The 17621-nt window shown below is 72.4% G+C and carries 14 protein-coding genes; 8 read left to right on the top strand and 6 right to left on the bottom strand.

Going from position 1 to position 17621, the window contains the following annotated elements:
* The first annotated feature begins 37 nt into the window (after positions 1 to 37).
* Together BLW09_RS03345 and BLW09_RS03340 are read left to right on the top strand one after the other, a co-directional pair.
* Complete coding sequence (locus BLW09_RS03345; RefSeq protein ID WP_089908446.1) at positions 38 to 604, top strand: hypothetical protein; 567 nt, start codon at positions 38 to 40, stop codon at positions 602 to 604.
* Complete coding sequence (locus tag BLW09_RS03340; RefSeq protein ID WP_089908443.1) at positions 601 to 1296, top strand: DUF1684 domain-containing protein; 696 nt, start codon at positions 601 to 603, stop codon at positions 1294 to 1296. The genes BLW09_RS03345 and BLW09_RS03340 overlap by 4 nt, the downstream gene beginning before the upstream one ends.
* A gap of 106 nt (positions 1297 to 1402) precedes the next feature.
* Here the strand turns inward: BLW09_RS03340 and BLW09_RS03335 are convergent, their stop codons facing one another.
* Positions 1403 to 3631, bottom strand: coding sequence for a HelD family protein (locus BLW09_RS03335; protein ID WP_089908439.1), 2229 nt, complete (start codon positions 3629 to 3631; stop codon positions 1403 to 1405).
* Between the two features lie 258 nt (positions 3632 to 3889).
* Between BLW09_RS03335 and BLW09_RS03330 the strand changes: the two genes are divergently transcribed.
* Positions 3890 to 5482: a DEAD/DEAH box helicase gene (locus tag BLW09_RS03330; RefSeq protein WP_089908436.1), complete on the top strand. Its 1593-nt coding sequence runs from the start codon at positions 3890 to 3892 to the stop codon at positions 5480 to 5482.
* Positions 5483 to 5542: 60 nt separating this feature from the next.
* Here BLW09_RS03330 and wsfD read toward each other — a convergent pair whose 3' ends face one another.
* The 4 genes from wsfD to BLW09_RS03310 all read right to left on the bottom strand — a co-directional run bounded on the left by wsfD (position 5543) and on the right by BLW09_RS03310 (position 9337).
* On the bottom strand, positions 5543 to 7108 hold the full coding sequence (gene wsfD / locus BLW09_RS03325) for a glycan biosynthesis hexose transferase WsfD (RefSeq protein ID WP_172824170.1): 1566 nt from the start codon (positions 7106 to 7108) through the stop codon (positions 5543 to 5545).
* Positions 7109 to 7247: 139 nt separating this feature from the next.
* The gene (locus BLW09_RS03320; RefSeq protein ID WP_172824169.1) at positions 7248 to 7832 is read right to left on the bottom strand and encodes a TetR/AcrR family transcriptional regulator; all 585 of its coding nucleotides are present in this window, start codon (positions 7830 to 7832) and stop codon (positions 7248 to 7250) included.
* Positions 7825 to 8688: an alpha/beta fold hydrolase gene (locus tag BLW09_RS03315; protein ID WP_089908430.1), complete on the bottom strand. Its 864-nt coding sequence runs from the start codon at positions 8686 to 8688 to the stop codon at positions 7825 to 7827. The genes BLW09_RS03320 and BLW09_RS03315 overlap by 8 nt, the downstream gene beginning before the upstream one ends.
* Before the next feature lie 67 nt (positions 8689 to 8755).
* A complete protein-coding gene (locus tag BLW09_RS03310; protein ID WP_018192021.1) occupies positions 8756 to 9337 on the bottom strand; it encodes an NUDIX hydrolase family protein in 582 nt (193 codons plus the stop codon).
* A gap of 115 nt (positions 9338 to 9452) precedes the next feature.
* Between BLW09_RS03310 and BLW09_RS03305 the strand changes: the two genes are divergently transcribed.
* From BLW09_RS03305 to BLW09_RS03295, 3 genes are all read left to right on the top strand, one after another.
* Entirely contained in the window at positions 9453 to 10103 is a 651-nt protein-coding gene (locus tag BLW09_RS03305) for an alpha/beta hydrolase (RefSeq protein WP_089908428.1), read from the top strand.
* A 63-nt stretch (positions 10104 to 10166) separates the two neighbouring features.
* Positions 10167 to 14921, top strand: a complete 4755-nt coding sequence (locus tag BLW09_RS03300; RefSeq protein WP_089908425.1) for an Lhr family ATP-dependent helicase — start codon at positions 10167 to 10169, stop codon at positions 14919 to 14921.
* A gap of 27 nt (positions 14922 to 14948) precedes the next feature.
* Complete coding sequence (locus BLW09_RS03295) at positions 14949 to 15725, top strand: DNA-formamidopyrimidine glycosylase family protein (protein ID WP_089908422.1); 777 nt, start codon at positions 14949 to 14951, stop codon at positions 15723 to 15725.
* A 30-nt stretch (positions 15726 to 15755) separates the two neighbouring features.
* On the opposite strand, the gene BLW09_RS03290 is transcribed toward BLW09_RS03295, so the two are convergent.
* Positions 15756 to 16343, bottom strand: coding sequence for an NADPH-dependent FMN reductase (locus tag BLW09_RS03290; protein ID WP_089908420.1), 588 nt, complete (start codon positions 16341 to 16343; stop codon positions 15756 to 15758).
* An 80-nt stretch (positions 16344 to 16423) separates the two neighbouring features.
* Between BLW09_RS03290 and BLW09_RS03285 the strand changes: the two genes are divergently transcribed.
* Positions 16424 to 16969, top strand: coding sequence for a hypothetical protein (locus BLW09_RS03285; RefSeq protein WP_089908417.1), 546 nt, complete (start codon positions 16424 to 16426; stop codon positions 16967 to 16969).
* Positions 16970 to 16994: 25 nt separating this feature from the next.
* Positions 16995 to 17501 (top strand): MarR family winged helix-turn-helix transcriptional regulator, encoded by a 507-nt coding sequence (locus BLW09_RS03280; RefSeq protein ID WP_089908414.1) that lies wholly within the window; start codon positions 16995 to 16997, stop codon positions 17499 to 17501.
* The last annotated feature ends 120 nt before the right edge of the window (positions 17502 to 17621 follow it).

The following is a 17621-nucleotide window of genomic DNA, read 5'->3' as shown; positions in this document are numbered from 1 at the left end:
CGGCCCGCGGCGGCCGGGTTGGGGAGACACTGGGATCATGCGCGTGCTCCTCAAGCTGACGCTCGACTGCGATCCGGATGCCGCCTGGCGTGCCCTGCAGAGCCCGACGGCGTTCCGCGAGGTCGCCCTGCCCTGGCTCGACTTCCGGTCGGACGAGCCGGGCGGCTTTCCGACGCGGTGGGGCTCGGAGCACCGCGTGCGGGTGAAGGCGCTCGGTGCGTTCACCGTCGGCACCCAGGCCATCCGGCTCGACACGCTGCGGTCGACCGATCCGCGCGAGCGGGCGACGCGCATCCTGCACGACAGCGGCGGCGGCACCGGAGGGATGCTGTCCGCGGTTCCCCGCCTGGACCACCGGATGGCGATCGCCCCGGACCCCGCCGGTCCGGACGAGCACGGGCGGCTGCGGACCCTCTACCGCGACCAGCTGATCGTCCGCGCCGGCGCGCTCACGCCCGTCGCCTGGTACGCCTTCTGGCTGTTCTGGCAGTGGCGCGGCCTGCGCCTGCGGCAGCTGGCGCCCACCTGGGCCTACGATCCCGAAGTGCGGACTCCGGCAGACGCGGAGGCCGCGGGCGACACCACGAACCCGGAGGACAGATGACGAACACCGAACCCCTTACCGGTGGAGACGTGCCCGGTGGACAGACGGGCGCCGTGACCCGTGCGGTCACCGCCGTGCAGACCGCGGACTGGCGGCGACGGGTGTTCGCCCTGTACGCGTCCGTCCGCCGGCTCGCCGGTCACGACCCGGCCGAGGCCCACGCGCACTGGGTGTCGTGCCGCAACGACCTGTTCTCGTCGCATCCCGCGTCGCCGCTGCTGCCCGAGGACCGCGAGGGCTTCACCGGGCTCCCGGTGACGCCGTACGACCCCGACTGGCGGTTCGAGCTGCCGATCCGCCCGGCCGCCGAGGCGACGCGGATGGACGTGGAGACCGGCACGGACGGCGTCGTCCCGTTCGAGCTGCTCGGGACGGTCCGCGTCCCGCTGGCGGGCACGCTGGACGTCTGGCGGCTGTCGTCGTACGGCGGCGGCCTGTTCGTCCCCGTCAAGGACGCCCTGGCCGGGCGCCCCGGAGGCACGTACGGCGGCGGGCGCTACCTGATCGACACCATCAAGGGCGCCGACCTGGGGCTCGACACGGATGAGGGCGAGGCCTCGCTGGTGCTCGACTTCAACTTCGCCTACAACCCGTCGTGCGCCTACGACCCCGCCTGGGCGTGCCCGCTCGCGCAGGCCGGCAACACCCTCCCCGTCGAGGTCCCCGTCGGCGAGCGCTACCCCGGCACCTGACCCGCACCCCGCTCCCCGCACACCCCGCTCCCCACCGTCGAGTCCGCGAATTTTCTACGTTTTCGCGGGACCCCGCGTGCAGTTTTTGCGGACTCGACGGTGGGGGTCAGCGCGCGACGAGGGTGAGGCGCTGGGTCGGGCGGGTCATCGCGACGTAGAGGGATGCGGCGCCGCGCGGCGACTCGGCGGCCAGCGCATCCGGGTCGGCCAGCACCACGGCGTCGAACTCGAGGCCCTTCGCCTCGTAGCCGGTGAGCACGGCGATCGGGCGGCTCAGGCCGGTCGCGCCGCGCCCCGCTGCGTCTCCGAAGCGCTCCTCCACCGCGGCGGCGACCTCCGGCAGGTCGGACGCCGTCGTGATCACCGCGAGCGTCCCGCCGTCGTCGATGCCGCGATCGTGCGCGACGGCACCGGCGACGGCCGCGGCGAGCGCCGCATCCCCGCGCTCCGCCGTGACGCGGCGGATCGGCCAGTCGCCCTCGCGGACGGCACGCGTCGGCGTGATCGGCAGGCCGGCGGAGGAGGCGATGCGCTCCGCCTCGCGGGTGATCTGCGCGGGCGTGCGGTAGTTGACCGTCAGCTCCTCCAGACGCCAGGCGTCCTTGAAGATCGGGTTCAGCGCGTCCTGCCAGCTCGTCGCTCCGGAGGCGGACGCGACCTGGGCGATGTCGCCGACGATCGTGAACGACTTCATCGGGCAGCGTCGCACGAGCACCCGCCACTGCATCGGCGACAGCTCCTGCGCCTCGTCCACGACGACGTGACCGTACGTCCAGCTGCGGTCGGCTGCTGCACGCTCCGCCGTCGTCCCGCGGTCGGCCTGCTCGGCGAAGCCGTCGGCCAGCTGCTCGGCGCTCACCAGCCCCTGGACGCCCATGTTGCGGATGGCCGCCCGCGCGTTCTCCAGGTCGCGCTTGCGCTGGCGGTCGCGCTCCCGGTCGGCGGGGTCCGGGCGGCCCGGGAAGTCGCCCAGCAGCTCGGCGGCCTCGTCGAGCAGGGGGACGTCGGAGACGGTGAAGGGCTCGGTGCGGTCGCGGTGCAGCGCGTCCCTCTGCTGCTCCGTCCAGCGCGGCGCCAGCTCGGCGAGCCAGGCGGGACGGGCGTAGAGGTCCTGCAGCAGTTTCTGCGGCGTCAGCGGCAACCAGGCCGTGTTGAGGAGCACGCGCACGTCGTACGAGGTGCGGAGGTCCTCGCGCAGCACCTTCAGGTCGGCGTCGTCGATCGTCGAACCGGAGGCGCGCAGCTGCGCCGCCAGCTGATCGGTGAGCTCAGCGAGGGCGTGCTTGACGAACGTCACGCGCGCGACGTTGTGCGGCTTGCCGGTGCGCTGGGCCTTGGCGATGGCGCGCTGGATGAGGTCGGGCGCGACCACCAGACGCTCGTTGTCGACGACGATGGTCTGCTCGTCGGCCGGCGCCTTCTGCCGCGACTTCACGGCCCGCGAGAGCAGCCGGGCCATCTGGGCAGAGCCCTTGAGCACCGCGGCCTCCGGCGCATCCTCAGCGGTCGCCTCGACGCCCGGGAACAGCTCACCGAGCGTCGACAGGACGACGCCGGTCTCGCCGAGCGACGGCAGGACGGCCTCGATGTAGCGCAGGAACGCCGTCGACGGGCCGACGACCAGCACGCCGGAGGTGCTCAGCCGCTGACGGTTCGCGTACAGCAGGTAGGCCGCACGGTGCAGGGCCACCGCCGTCTTGCCGGTGCCGGGGCCGCCCTGGACGACCAGCGCGCCGCGGAGGTCGGAGCGTATGATGCGGTCCTGCTCGGCCTGGATGGTCGCGACGATGTCGTGCATCCGGCCGGTCCGCTGCGCGGTCAGCGCGGCGAGCAGTGCGCCCTCGCCCTGCACCTGCTCCCCAGCGCTGCCGCCGTCGAGCAGGGACTCGTCGAAGACCTCATCGTCGATGCGGGTCACCTGGCGGCCCGACATCGTCAGGTGCCGCCGGGCGCGCACGCCCATCGGCTCGCTCGCCGTCGCCTGGTAGAAGGCGCCCGCCTGCTGCGCGCGCCAGTCGACCAGGAGGGAGCGCTGGTCGTCGTCGCGCAGGCCGACACGGCCGATGTAGCGGTGATCGGAGCCGTCCACCGGCTCGTCCAGCAGCAGACGACCGAACACCAGACGCGCGTCCACATCCCGCAGCTGGGTGAGCTGGTCCTCATAGAGGCGCGCGAAGGCGTCGCGCTCGCTGCGCGCCTGATGGTTGCTCCCGACGCTGTCGCGGCGCACGCGGGCCAGCCGCTCCTCCGTCTCGGCACGCAGCTCATCCAGCCGCTGATACAGCCCAGCGACCACGGCGCGCTCGCGTTCGAGCTCCGATTCCAGCACGCCCATGGCCACCTCTCGTTTCCGGGCCGACAGTCTACGACCTCGGGATGAGAGTGCGCTCCCAGCACTCGTACGGCCGGATGCTCTATGGTGGAGGAAGCGGGCGACGAATCTGCCCGCGGCGTCGTAGAACGCTTCGCGTCGCGCCGGGCCAACGGCCCCGCCGCGCTTCTCTTCATACGGCGAACGATCGCGCCGCTCGGTGCGCTCGCCATTTCCCCGGTCCGCCCCTGCCGACCGGGTCGATGCCTGAAAGGCACATCCTTGACTCTCTCCTTCGCCGAACTCGGCGTACCCGCTCCGCTCGTCGCCGTCCTCACGGCCGACGGCAAGACCACCCCGTTCCCGATCCAGGCCGACACGCTTCCCGACGCCCTCGCGGGCAAGGACGTGCTGGGCCGCGGCAAGACCGGCTCCGGCAAGACCATCGCCTTCGCCCTGCCGCTCGTCGCGCGCCTCGGAACCGTCCTCGCCGGCGGTCGCCGCCGCCCCGGACGCCCGCTGGCCCTCGTGCTGGCGCCGACCCGCGAGCTCGCCACTCAGATCGCGACCGCCTTCCGTCCGCTCGCCGACGCCTACGGGCTGCGCGTCTCCACCGTCTTCGGCGGCGTCTCGCAGAACAAGCAGGTCGCCGAGCTGAAGGCCGGCGTCGACATCCTCGTCGCCTGCCCCGGCCGCCTCGAAGACCTCATGAAGCAGGGATTCGTGAACCTCGACGCCGTCGAGATCACCGTGCTCGACGAAGCCGACCACATGGCCGACCTCGGCTTCCTGCCGGTCGTCACGCGCATCCTCACCGCAACGCCCGCCGACGGGCAGCGCCTGCTGTTCTCGGCCACGCTGGACAACGGCGTGGACAAGCTCGTCAAGCGCTTCCTGCACTCCCCCGTCCTGCACTCCGTCGACGACGCGAACAGCCCCGTCGAGGCGATGACCCACCACGTGCTGCAGGTGGAGACCCCGGAGGAGAAGAAGGACCTGGTGGAGGCGCTCGCCTCCGGCACCGGTCGCCGCATCCTCTTCACCCGCACCAAGCACCAGGCGAAGAAGCTCGCCAAGCAGCTCACCGCGTCCGGCATCCCGGCCGTCGACCTGCACGGCAACCTCGCCCAGGCCGCGCGCGACCGCAACCTGGCCGCCTTCGGCCAGGGCGACGTGAAGGTGCTCGTCGCGACCGACGTCGCCGCCCGCGGCGTGCACGTCGACAACGTCGAGCTCGTCGTCCACGTCGACCCGCCGGCGGAGCACAAGGCGTACCTCCACCGCTCCGGGCGCACCGCCCGCGCGGGCAGCGCCGGCGACGTCGTGACCGTCATGCTCTCGGCCCAGGCGGGCGACGTGAAGACGCTGCTCCGCAAGGCCGCCATCGACGCCACCCCGCAGCGCGTCACCGCGACCTCGACCGCCGTCGTCAGCCTCGTCGGCGACGTGGCGCCCCGCGTCGCGCCGTCGCTGCACGTGCCGCAGTCGACCGGCGGCGGGATGTCGCAGGGCGCGAACGCGCAGCGCAAGCGTGCGCGCCGCTCCGGCGGCCAGGGTGCCGGCACCGCCTCCGGCTCCGGCCGTGGCGGCCAGGGCGCCGGCTCCGGCCGTAGCGGCCAGGGCGCCGGCAACGGCCGTGGCGGCCAGGCTGCAGGTAACGGCTCCGGTCGTGGCGCAGGCAACGGCTCCGGCTCGCACGGCGCTGCCGCGGGCGGCGGAACCGCGGGCGGCTCGCGCCGTCGCGGCGGATCCCAGCGTCCCGCCAGCGCGCAGTCGGCCGGCGCGTCCCGCTCCGGCGGAGCTCCGCGCGCGACCGCGGGCCACGGCGACACCTCGGTGCGTCGCGGCAACGGCTCGCGCCGCGCCCAGGGCTGACGCCCCTTCGCTCCCGACCGCTGACGCGGGCGTTCCGATGGAACGCCCGCGTTCGTCGTTTCACGGCTCGGTGTCTGCCGCCCGGCCCTCCTCGGAAGCCACCGCCCCGTCGGCCGGCGCGTCCTCCCCGGATGCGCCGTCGCCATCGAGCTTCCCCGTGGGCTGGAGCAGGGAAACCGCGATGAACGGCACCACGAGTGTGCTGGAGAGGATCGCGAACACCAGGTGCTTCGTGTTCTCGATCGCCTCGCCGAAGACCGCGGTGATGAACTGCACCACCGTGAACGCCGCCATCAGCACCGCGGCATTGGCGAACCCCCAGGCGGGCGAGCCGCGTTGCGACCTCCGGCGCGCGAGCGCGCCGAGGGTGAACGCGAGCGCCCCGCCCACCACGAAGAAGTGCAGGCCGTTGATGGCCTTGCCGACGGCGGCGATCAGGGAGAAGGCCGGCTGCTTCTTCGGGCCGTGGCCCGGTTCGTTCGCACCCATGTAGGTCGGCTGGGCGACGAAGAAGTCGTACGCGCCCGTGTTGAGCAGCGGCCAGACGCGGTCCGGGTGGGCGAGCAGGAACCGGGCGACGGTCCCGTAGTTCATCCGGTCGCCGTACTCCCGCCACTCCGGAGTGTGCATCACGGACCCCTCGTCGCCTGCCGTCTTCCCGGCATACTTCGCCATCTCGGCAGGGAACCCCATCTCCTCGAGATCCTGCGCCGGGGTGTGACTCGGCCCGAGGATGCCGACGGAGATGAGTTCCCAGGGATTGATCTGCTGGAACTCCTTCGGGTTATTGGACAGCATCCACCCGGCGGACGCGACGAAGACGACGACCAGCGCGGCCCCGATGATCCGACCGGTGAACGCACCGGTCACGCTGCGCCGTCTCCGCCGCCCGCGCCGGCTCGAGATCGGGATCCACAGCAGCATCGCCGCCAGGGGCACGAGCAGAGTGATCATCTGCACCTTCGAGGTCACGACCAGCCACCCGCCGGCCCCCACCAGCAGCACACCCCACCACTGCCGCCCGAAGGTGGAGTAGTAGACCGTTCCCACCCCGACCAGAGCGACGCCGACCAGGCCGACGTACTCGCCCATCGGACCGGCCGCGTAGGACGCGAAGACGGGGTCGCTGAGGATCAGCAGCATCAGCGCGCTCCCCAGGAGCCGGACCGCCAGCGACGCCCGGTTCGCCGCCGACGCGAACAGCCCGACGATCAGACCGATGAGAAGCGCGTTCGCGATGACCAGCCAGTGGAAGTCGAGGGTGCCCGGCCGCCCGGAGATCGCGGACGAGAACCATTCGAGCGCCCGAAGCACCCAGATCTGCGACGACGGGTAGGGGATGCACGGGCTGGCCGGGGGCGATCCGGTGTGCTGCCACTCGAAGAGTGCGAAGTCCCAGTAACGCGGGGCGTCCTTCAGGACCGGCTCGACCGCGTCCGTCCCCAGCTGGCAGAGGTACCGGTCACCGTCGGGGTGCGGACCCTGCCCGGCGAACGTCGGTACGGTCGCCCGCAGCAGAGCGACGACCGCGGCGATCAGGCCGGTGGCGACACTGATCAGCGCGGACGGGAGACCACGGGAGAACCGCGACGACGCATCCATCGCTCTGGAAGTGAACCTGGACACCTGACCCCTGCCTCGGCCGTGACGACCGGCCCCGGGAGGGGTCCCCCGGGAGAGAGACGCCGTCGCTTCTAGGGACGACCGTGCCCGCGGTTTCGTGACGCGGAGGCGCGTGATCCGCAGCGGACGTGTCTCTCGCGGGTCAGGCGGCCAGCCGCTCCACTCCGGCGATCACCCCATCGACGAGCACAGAGTAGCTGCGGTCCAGATCGTCGGAAAGACGGAAGCCTCCGCCCAGCTCGAGCGTGACGAACCCGTGCACCGCGCTGCGCAGCATCCGGATGGCGTCGACCAGTTCGTCGTCGGGCAGGCCGAATCCGCGCAGCACGCCGGCCAGCACGGTCAGCGACTCGCCCGCCCGCGCGGCGAGTTCCGCGTCGGCCGGGTCCGCGGCGTCCGCCGCCACCTGCGTCGCCGCGTAGCGTCCGGGGTGCCGGTGGGCGAATCCGCGGATGGCGTCCGCTGCGGCACGGACCGCCTCCGGCCCTGCCCGCCCGATGGTGGCGCCTGCCAGCACGCGGGTGAGTTCCGTGACCGACTCGGTCGCGACCAGGCGTCTCAGATCCCCGAGCGACGCCACGTGCTTGTACAGGCTGGGGACGGCGACGCCGGCACGGCCGGCGACGGCCGCGAGCGTGAGCCGCTCGAAGCCCGCCGTGCCGCCCTCGTCGACCAGCTCCAGGGCGACCGCGGTGACGGCAGCACGCGTGAGCCCGGCCCTAGGCACGGGCCGCCCAGGCCGAGCCGTCGCCGTCGCGCCGGGAGGCGATGAACGCCAGCGTCGTCGGCACGGTGAGGTCGGGTCGCTGTGCGTGGGGGTAGTGGGCGGCGTCGGGCACGCGCACGACCTCCGCGCCGATGGACTCCATCCAGGCGCATTCGGCCGGGAGGTCGCGGAAGTCGGGGTCGAGGTCGCCGACGAAGGCGAGCATCGGGGCCCGCACGTCGGCGAGGCGAGGCTCCACCACCGAGTGGGTGAGGGCGAGCGTGAGGCGCCGGAAGCTCCTGAGGCGCCCCGGTTCGCTCAGGGAGGCGCGGATCCGCGCCGTGTGCTCGGCGAGCCAGGGGGCCTTCCTCCCACGGTTGAGGGTTCCGCCGTAGTAGCCGGCCCACGTGGCCGCACCCCACGGCTTCACGAACATCGCGCGGTACAGCAGGTGCATCAGGCCGGTGGCCGCGCGTCCCATCGCCGGGTCGCGGAGGAGCGGGCCGTAGAAGACGAGCCCGGCGACGAGGTCGGGACGTTCGGCGGCGGCCCACGCGGCCGCTGCGGCGCCCATGGAGTTGCCGAGGACGACGGCCGGGCCGCCGAGCTCCTCGATCAGCGCGATCACGTCGCGGCCGGTCGCGATGTCGCCGAACTCGGTGAAGGTCGTGTCCGAGTCGCCGTGCGCCCGCAGGTCGGTCACGGCCACGCGGTATCCGGCGGCCACGAGCGGGCCGACCAGTTCGCGGTAGCTGGAGCGGAGGTCGCCCATGCCGGGCACCGCGACCACGAGGGGCCCGGAGCCCTCGACGGTGTAGCTCACGCGCCCGTCCGGACGCTGCAGGAAGTGGACCTGCGAATCGGCGGAAGTGTTCATAGCCATAAAGCTAATGCCATTAGCCGAAGCGCGCAAGAGGTGATTCGGCAGCCATCGCGCCGAACGCTCAGGCGATGCGGCCGAGCGAGGCCATCGCCGCCTTCACGAGCGCACCGCGGCCCCCCTCGAGCTCCTCCGACACGGTGAGGGACACGGCCTCCTCCGGTGTCATCCAGGTCAGCTCGAGCGCATCCTGCCGCGGATCGCACGTACCGGTCACGGGAACGACGTACGCCAGCGAGACGGCGTGCTGCCGCTCGTCGGTGTACGGCGATACCCCCGGCATCGGGAAGTACTCCGCCACCTGGAACGGCACCGGGCTCGCCGGCAGCTGCGGGAACGCCATCGGGCCCAGGTCTTTCTCGAGGTGACGGAACAGCGCCTCGCGGAGCGTCTCGCCGTACATCACGCGCCCCGAGACCAGCGTGCGGGTGATCTGCCCGACCGCGTTGGCACGCAGCAGGATGCCGACCTCGGTCACCTGCCCGAGCCCGTCGACCCGCACAGGAACCGCCTCGACGTACAGCAGCGGGAGCCGGCGACGGATCTGCTCCAGCTCGATGTCGGACAGCCAGGCGGGACCCGGCTGCGGCCCGTCGCCGGGCAGCGGGTCGGGAGTCGGGTCCGGATCCGGGGTGCGAACGCTCATGCATGCATCCTACGGACGCTGAGGGTGGCGGCCTACGGGGGACAGACGGATCTGTGGACGGGCGGCACTCCGACGGGGGCTGTGGACGACTTCGGGTCCTGGCGCAGAATGGAGGGTGCCTTTCCCCGCCCCCGACCTGCGCATCGACCGCGACGCGGTCCTGTGGTCCGCCTCCGAACGCGACCGCGCGGGACGCCCGCTCCTCGTCCTCCTGCACGGCTACGCCTCCGACGAGGCCGATCTGTTCGGCATCTCGGCGTACCTGCCGCTCGAGCCGGTGATCGCCTCCCTGCGTGCGCCCATCCCGGAGGGCGCGGGCTTCGCCTGGTTCTCCCGGTTCACCAATGTCCCGGGCGACCCCCTCGCGGGCAACGCGGACGCCGCCGCTCGCGCAGTGCTCGACTGGCTGGACGAGCAGCCGCGCGTGCCGACGGGCCTCCTGGGCTTCTCGCAGGGCGGCGCGCTGGCCCTCCAGCTGCTGCGCCTCGCCCCGGAGCGCTTCGACTACGCCGTTCAGCTCTCCGGCTTCGTCGTGAAGGGCGATCAGCCGCGGGACGCGGAGCTCGCCGAGGCGCGCGTCCCGGTCTTCTGGGGCCGCGGCACGCTCGACGACGCCATCCCGACGGCATCGCTCGACCGGACCGCCGACTGGCTTCCCGGCCACTCCTCCCTGGACGCCCGCATCTACGAGGGCATGGGCCACGCCATCTCCCCGCTCGAGCTGGGCGACATCTCGTCGTTCATCCGCACGAATCTGCCTCGCTGAGCGTTCTCCACCGGTCCTGCAGAAGCCCCTGACAGTGTCGGTGGCGGGGTGCAGGATGGAGGGATGGCCGACGTGCTGGATCGATTCTCCCCCGCGACCCGGGAGTGGTTCCGGGGGGCCTTCGCCGCGCCGACGGCCGCGCAGGAGGGCGCGTGGGAGGCCATCTCCCATGGCAAGCACGCACTGGTGATCGCGCCGACCGGCTCGGGCAAGACGCTGGCCTCCTTCCTGTGGGCGATCGACCGCCTCGCCAACGATCCGCGGCCCTCCGACGCAAAGCCCGGCACGCGCGTGCTCTACATCTCGCCGCTGAAGGCGCTCGGCGTGGATGTGGAGCGCAACCTGCGCGCTCCGCTGGTCGGCGTGACGCAGACCGCCAAGCGACTGGGGTCCGAGCCGCCGCACGTGAGCGTGGGCGTCCGCTCGGGCGACACGCCGGCCTCCGACCGGCGGGCGCTGCTGAGCAGTCCGCCCGACATCCTGATCACCACGCCGGAATCGCTGTTCCTGATGCTCACCTCCCAGGCGCGCGAGACGCTGACGTCGGTCGAGACGGTCATCGTCGACGAGGTCCACGCCGTGGCATCGACCAAGCGCGGCGCGCACTTGGCGCTGTCGCTGGAGCGGCTCGACCAGCTGCTGGAGCGTCCGGCCCAGCGCATCGGGCTGTCGGCGACGGTCCGCCCGCCGGAGGAGGTGGCGCGCTTCCTCGCGGGCAACGCCCCGGTGGAGGTCGTCGCGCCCCCGGCCGGCAAGCGCTTCGACCTGAGGGTCGTCGTGCCGGTGGAGGACATGAGCGAGCTCGGCACATCGACCTACGCCAGCGAGAACCCCGGCGACGGGTCTCCCCCGCAGGCCGGCTCGATCTGGCCGCACGTCGAGGAGGCGATCGTCGACCGCGTGCTCGAGAACCGCTCCACCATCGTGTTCGCGAACTCACGCCGGCTCGCCGAGCGCCTGACGGCCCGGCTGAACGAGATCTACGAGGAGAGGATCCTCGGCGGGACGGCCGCCGAGACGGCCGCCCGCGCCCCCGCCGAGCTGATGGGGGGCTCCGGCCAGACGCGCGGGTCGCAGACGGTCGCCGACGCGGAGGCGCTGGTGCTCGCCCGCGCCCACCACGGCTCGGTCAGCAAGGAGCAGCGGGCGCTCATCGAAGACGACCTGAAGTCCGGTCGCCTCCGCTGCGTGGTCGCCACCTCGAGCCTCGAGCTCGGCATCGACATGGGTGCCGTCGACCTCGTCATCCAGGTGGAGGCACCGCCGTCGGTCGCGAGCGGCCTGCAGCGCGTCGGCCGCGCCGGGCACCAGGTCGGCGAGATCTCGCGGGGCGTGGTCTTCCCCAAGCACCGTGCCGATCTCATCCACTCGGCGATCGCGACGGAGCGGATGGCGGCCGGGCTGATCGAGTCGCTCTCGGTCCCGGCGAACCCGCTCGACATCCTCGCCCAGCAGACCGTCGCAGCGGCCGCGCTGGAGCCGATCGACGCAGACGACTGGTTCGACACCGTCCGGAAGAGCGCCCCGTTCTCGACCCTTCCGCGGAGCGCCTACGACGCGACCCTCGACCTGCTGGCCGGCCGCTACCCGTCGGACGAGTTCGCCGAGCTCCGGCCCCGGATCGTCTGGGACCGCGACACGGGAGCCATCACCGGCCGGCCGGGAGCACAGCGGCTCGCCGTCACGAACGGTGGCACGATCCCCGATCGCGGGCTCTTCGGCGTCTACATGGTGGGCGAGAAGGCCAGCCGCGTCGGCGAGCTCGACGAGGAGATGGTCTACGAGTCGCGGGTCGGCGACGTCTTCGCGCTGGGATCGACCAGCTGGCGCATCCAGGAGATCACGCACGACCGCGTCCTCGTCACCCCCGCGTTCGGCGAGCCGGGCCGGCTGCCGTTCTGGAAGGGCGACGGGATCGGCCGGCCGGCCGAGCTGGGCCGGGCGGTCGGCGCGTTCACGCGCGAACTGAGCACCGCATCCCCGGCGGATGCGGAGCTGCGGTGCGTCGAGGCCGGCCTCGATGCGTGGGCGACGAACAACCTGCTGGCCTTCCTGCGCGAGCAGAAGGAGGCGACGGGCCACATCCCGACGGACAAGACGCTCGTCGTCGAGCGCTTCCGCGACGAGCTCGGCGACTGGCGCGTCGTACTGCATTCCCCGTTCGGCATGCAGGTGCACTCGCCCTGGGCGCTCGCCGTGCAGGCGCGCGTGCGCGAGCGGTACGGGATCGACGCGGGAGCGATGGCGGCGGACGACGGCATCGTGGTGCGCATCCCCGACACGGAGGCGCAGCCGCCCGGCGGAGAGCTGTTCGTCTTCGACCCGCAGGAGCTCGACGAGCTGGTCACGGCCGAGGTCGGCGGGTCTGCGCTGTTCGCCTCGCGGTTCCGCGAGTCGGCCGCCCGGGCCCTCCTGCTTCCCAAGTACAACCCGGGCAAGCGCTCGCCGCTGTGGCAGCAGCGGCAGAAGGCGGCGCAGCTGCTGGACGTCGCACGCAAGTACCCGAGCTTCCCGATCATCCTCGAGACCATCCGTGAGGTGCTGCAGGATGTGTACGATCTCTCCGCGCTGACGGACGTCGCGAAGCAGATCGAGCAGCGCAGCATCCGGCTGGTCGAAGCGGCGACCGAGACGGCGTCGCCGTTCGCGCGGTCGCTGCTGTTCGGATATGTCGCTGCGTTCATGTACGAGGGCGACAGCCCACTGGCCGAGCGCCGAGCGGCGGCTCTCTCGCTCGACACGGGCCTGCTCGCCGAGCTGCTCGGCCGGGCGGAGCTGCGCGAGCTGCTCGATCCGGCGGTCATCGAACGCGTCGAGCTGCAGCTGCAGCGGCTCGCGCCGGAGCGGCGCGTGCGCGGCGTGGAGGGCGTCGCCGACCTGCTGCGGCTCCTCGGCCCGCTCTCGGTCGAGGAGGTCGCCGAGCGCCTCGAGGCGGAGGGCGAGACGGCGACAGCAGCGACGGGAAGCGCCGCGGGCGCCGCGAGCCCGGATGGCCCAGAAGCCCCCGATGGCGCAGAAGCCCCCGATGGTGCCGAGGACGCCGGGAACGGCGAGGCCGAACCCGCCGCACCGCATGCAGACCGCGCCACCGCCGCCGGGCATCTCGCGACTCTGGTCGACACGCACCGGGCGCTGGCCGTCACCATCGCGGGCGTCGAACGCTTCTCCGCGATCGAAGACGCCGGCCGTCTGCGCGACGCCCTGGGCGTCCCGCTTCCGATCGGCGTTCCCGTCGCCTTCATCGAGCCCGTCGACGATCCGCTCGGCGACCTGGTGAGCCGCTTCGCCCGCACCCACGGACCGTTCGAGACGGCCGACATCGCGACACGCCTCGGGCTCGGCCCGGCGATCGTCCACGACGCCCTGCGGCGGCTCGCCCGCGACGGTCGCGTCGTCGAGGGCGAGTTCCGCCCGCACGCGCACGGCAGCGAGTGGAGCGACGCCGAGGTGCTCCGGCGGCTGCGGCGGATGTCGCTCGCGGCGCTGCGGCACGAGGTCGAGCCCGTCGACACCGCGACGTTCGGGCGATTCCTGCCCGAGTGGCAGCACGTCGGTTCCACGCTGCGCGGCGTGGATGCGGTCGCCTCGGTCATCGAGCAGCTGGCCGGCGCGCGCATCCCGGCGTCGGCATGGGAGTCGCTCGTGCTGCCGAGCCGGGTGGCCGACTACAGCCCGGCCATGCTCGACGAGCTGACGGCGACGGGCGAGGTGATCTGGTCCGGAGACGGAAGCCTGCCCGGCGACGACGGGTGGATCAGCCTCCATCTCGCCGATTCCGCCCCGCTCACCCTCGCGCCGCCGTCCGATCACGAGCCCGACGAGCTGCAGCGCGGCATCCTGGAGGCCCTGGGCCGCGGGGGCGGGTACTTCTTCCGCCAGCTCTCCGACACGCTCGGCACGGAACGCGGCTCGGCGATCGACGATCCCGAGCTGGTGACAGCGCTCTGGGACCTGGTGTGGGCCGGACGCATCACCAACGACACGCTCGCACCGCTGCGCACGCTCACCGCCGGTGGCTCCGGGGCGCACAAGCGACCGCGCCAGCCCACGCGAGCGCGCATGTACCGCGGCCGCGTCCCGACCCGCTCGGCGATGGTCACCCGGATGGGCCCGCCGACCGCGGCGGGCCGGTGGTCCCTCCTGCCGGAGCGCGACCTCGACTCGACCGTGCGGGCGCACGGGCAGGCCGAGACCCTGCTCGACCGCTACGGCGTCGTCACCCGCGGATCGGTGATGAACGAGGGGACGCCGGGCGGCTTCGCGCTCGCCTACAAGGTGCTCAGCGGATTCGAGGAGACCGGGCGCGCGCGCCGCGGCTACTTCATCGAGACGCTGGGCGGCGCGCAGTTCGCCAACGGCGCGACGGTCGACCGATTGCGCTCCTACGCTCGGGACCACACGCAGCGACGCCCGTACGAGGCCGTCGCTCTCGCGGCGACCGACCCCGCGAACCCGTACGGTGCTGCACTGCCCTGGCCGGCCGTCCCTGGCGAGAGCGGGACCGGCCACCGCCCCGGCCGGAAGGCGGGTGCCCTCGTGGTGCTGGTCGACGGCGAGCTGGCGCTCTACGTCGAGCGCGGCGGCAAGAGCCTGCTCTGCTTCGTCGCCGGAGGTGAGCAGGACGAGACCGCCGAAGAGTCGGGCCTCGTGCTCGCCGCGGCGGCCCGCGCACTGGCCGCCCTCGTCACCTCCCGCCGCGTGGACAAGCTCGCGGTGGAGACCGTCAACGGCGGCTTCATCCTCGGCTCGTCGCTCGGCGACGCGCTCGGCGAGGCCGGCTTCCTCGCCACGCCACGCGGATTGCGGTTGCGGGCATGACGGGCCGTCCACGACAGCGGGTGCAGCATGCCTGAGGGCGACACCGTCTACCAGGCGGCCCAGCGCCTGCACCGCGCCCTGGCCGGCCGGATCCTCACGCAGACGGACTTCCGCGTCCCCGCGTACGCGACGGTCGACCTCTCCGGGCAGCACATGGACGAGGTCGTCAGCCGCGGAAAGCACCTGCTGATGCACGTGGGCGACCACACCATCCACAGCCACCTCAAGATGGAGGGCTCATGGGAGGTCTACCCGCCGGACGGCCGCTGGCGGCATCCCGGCTACCAGGCGCGGGCGGTGCTCCGCACGGCCGAGACGCAGGCCGTCGGCTTTCAGCTCGGGGTGCTGGAGGTCCTCCCCCGCGACCGGGAGGAGGACGTGGTCGGGCACCTCGGCCCCGACCTGCTCGGGCCGGACTGGGACGCCGACGAGGCGCTCCGCCGGCTCGCCGAGCATCCGGACGTGCCCGTCGCCGTCGCGCTCCTCGACCAGCGCAACCTCGCCGGCCTCGGCAACGTCTACGCCAACGAGCTGTGCTTCCTCCGCGGGATGCTGCCGACGCGGCCGGTCCGGGAGGCGGATCTGGCAGCCGCGGTCGACCTCGGCCACCGGCTCATCACGGCCAATCGCGATCGGAGCGTCCGCGTGACGACCGGCGACACGCGTCGTGGCCGCAACACCTGGGTGTACGGCCGCCGCGGTCAGCCCTGCCGCCGGTGCGGCGCGCGCATCCAGTCGTCGTCCCTCGGCCGGACCGAGCTCGAAGAACGGGTGACGTACTTCTGCCCGGTCTGCCAGACGTAGCAGACCGGGCAGAAGCCGGAGAGAGGGACGTCAGGCCGCGGCCTCGTCCTCGTCCTGCTGGGCGCCGGAGCGAACGGTCTCGAGCGCGGCGGACCACGCCTCGACCTGGTCGAACAGCGGGGTGAGCGCGGCGGTCTGCTGCTCGGTCGGCTTCAGCTGCCAGTTCTCGAAGTCGTGGGCGAGGCTGAGGCCCACGTGCGCGCTGACCGTGGCGACCTGGAGCTGCGAGAGCACCAGGCGCAGGTGCTCGACGGCGCGGGCGCCGCCGAAGACGCCGTAGCTGACGAACCCGGCGGCCTTGTTGTACCACTCGGCGCCGACGTAGTCGATCGCGTTCTTGAGGGCGCCGGAGGTGCTGTGGTTGTACTCGGGGGTGACGAACACGAAACCGTCGAACTCGGCGATCTTCGCGGCCCACGCCTTGGTGTGCTCACCGGCGTACTGCCCCATGGCGGCGGGCATGGCCTCGTCGAGGTGCGGAAGGTCCCAGTCCTTGAGGTCGACGAGCTCGTACTCGACGCCGGAGCGCTTCGCGGCGTTCTCGTAGACCCAGCGGGCGACGGCCTCGCCGTTGCGCCCGGGGCGCGTGCTTCCGATGATGATGGCGATCTTCGTCATGTCAGCCTTTCGTTTTTGATGACGTGTCATCCAACGCGAACCAGCCCGGTTCCTGATTCATTCCCGGCTAGGCTCGCCGCATGTCCGACCAGCGCGAACATCGGAACGACGACATCCATCTGCCCGCCGATGCGTCCGAGAACGAGCGGCGTCAGGCCGGCGACCGGCTGCGGGAGCGGATCTACGTCACCTTCACAGCGCTCGCCATCCTCATGGCGATGAACGCGCACGGCGAGGCGCTCGACTCCCCCACCGTGCTGTGGACGCTGGTCATCTCCGTCGTCGGAGTGCTGCTCGCCGGACTCGTCTCCGACCTCGTTTCGCACATGATCGCGCACAACACCCTCCCGTCGATCGCGGAGTTCCGGCACATGCTTGCGGTGTCGTCGCGCGCCCTCGGCGTGCTCGTGGTCCCGCTGATCGCCGTCGGGCTCGCCGTCTTCGACGTGATCGAGGACCGCACCGGGCTCACCATCGCGATCGTCGCCCTCATCGTGTCGCTGGCCGTCATCACGTGGATCGCCGTATCGCGGACCGGACTCTCGGGCTGGCGCCAGCTCGCGGTGCTGGCGGCCGTGGTGGCGCTCGGCGTGCTCGTCGTCTTCCTCGAGGCCCTGGCCCACTGATCCCGCGCGCGTGTCAGGATGGCGTATGGCCACCGTGCGCACCCGTCCCGACCCGCGGAAGCTGACGGACGACGAGCTGGAGCTGTTCCGCGCCTTCCATCTCATGCGACGCGGATTCGAACGGACCCTGGATGCGCAGCTGCAGCAGGACGACGGCATCTCGATCTCCGAGCTCGAAGTGCTAATGGCGCTGATCCGCTCGCCGGGGCGGCGACTGCGCGTCCGGGACCTGGTGGATGCGACGGGCTGGGAGAAGAGCCGCGTCTCGCATCAGGTCACCCGGATGGCGGCGCGCGGTTTCGTGGAGCGCCAGGAGTGCGCCGAAGACCGCCGTGCGACGTGGATCCACCTCACCGGGGAGGGCCGCCGCGTCGTCGTCCGCGCGTTGCCGAAGCACTCGGCGACGATCCGCCGCATCCTGTTCGACGCCCTCACGCCGGACCAGCAGGAGCACCTGCTCGGCATCGCACGGACGATGAACGCGGCCATCGACGCCGAGGAGTGCGAGCCGCCCGCGGACTGCGACGACTGAGCGTTCTCGCAGGCTGACCGCCGTCGCATCCCGGCCTCCGCTGTGAAGCCCGGGCGGAAAAGCTGGTGATTCCTCGGGAACACCGTGCGAAACCAGGCGGTTCCAAGCCGCCGCCCCCTA

This window comes from Leifsonia sp. 21MFCrub1.1, from assembly GCF_900107895.1.
GTDB classification, from domain to species: domain Bacteria; phylum Actinomycetota; class Actinomycetes; order Actinomycetales; family Microbacteriaceae; genus Leifsonia; species Leifsonia soli.
Note: the sequence above shows the minus strand (reverse complement) of the source record. Positions and strands in the feature narration are given on the sequence as shown.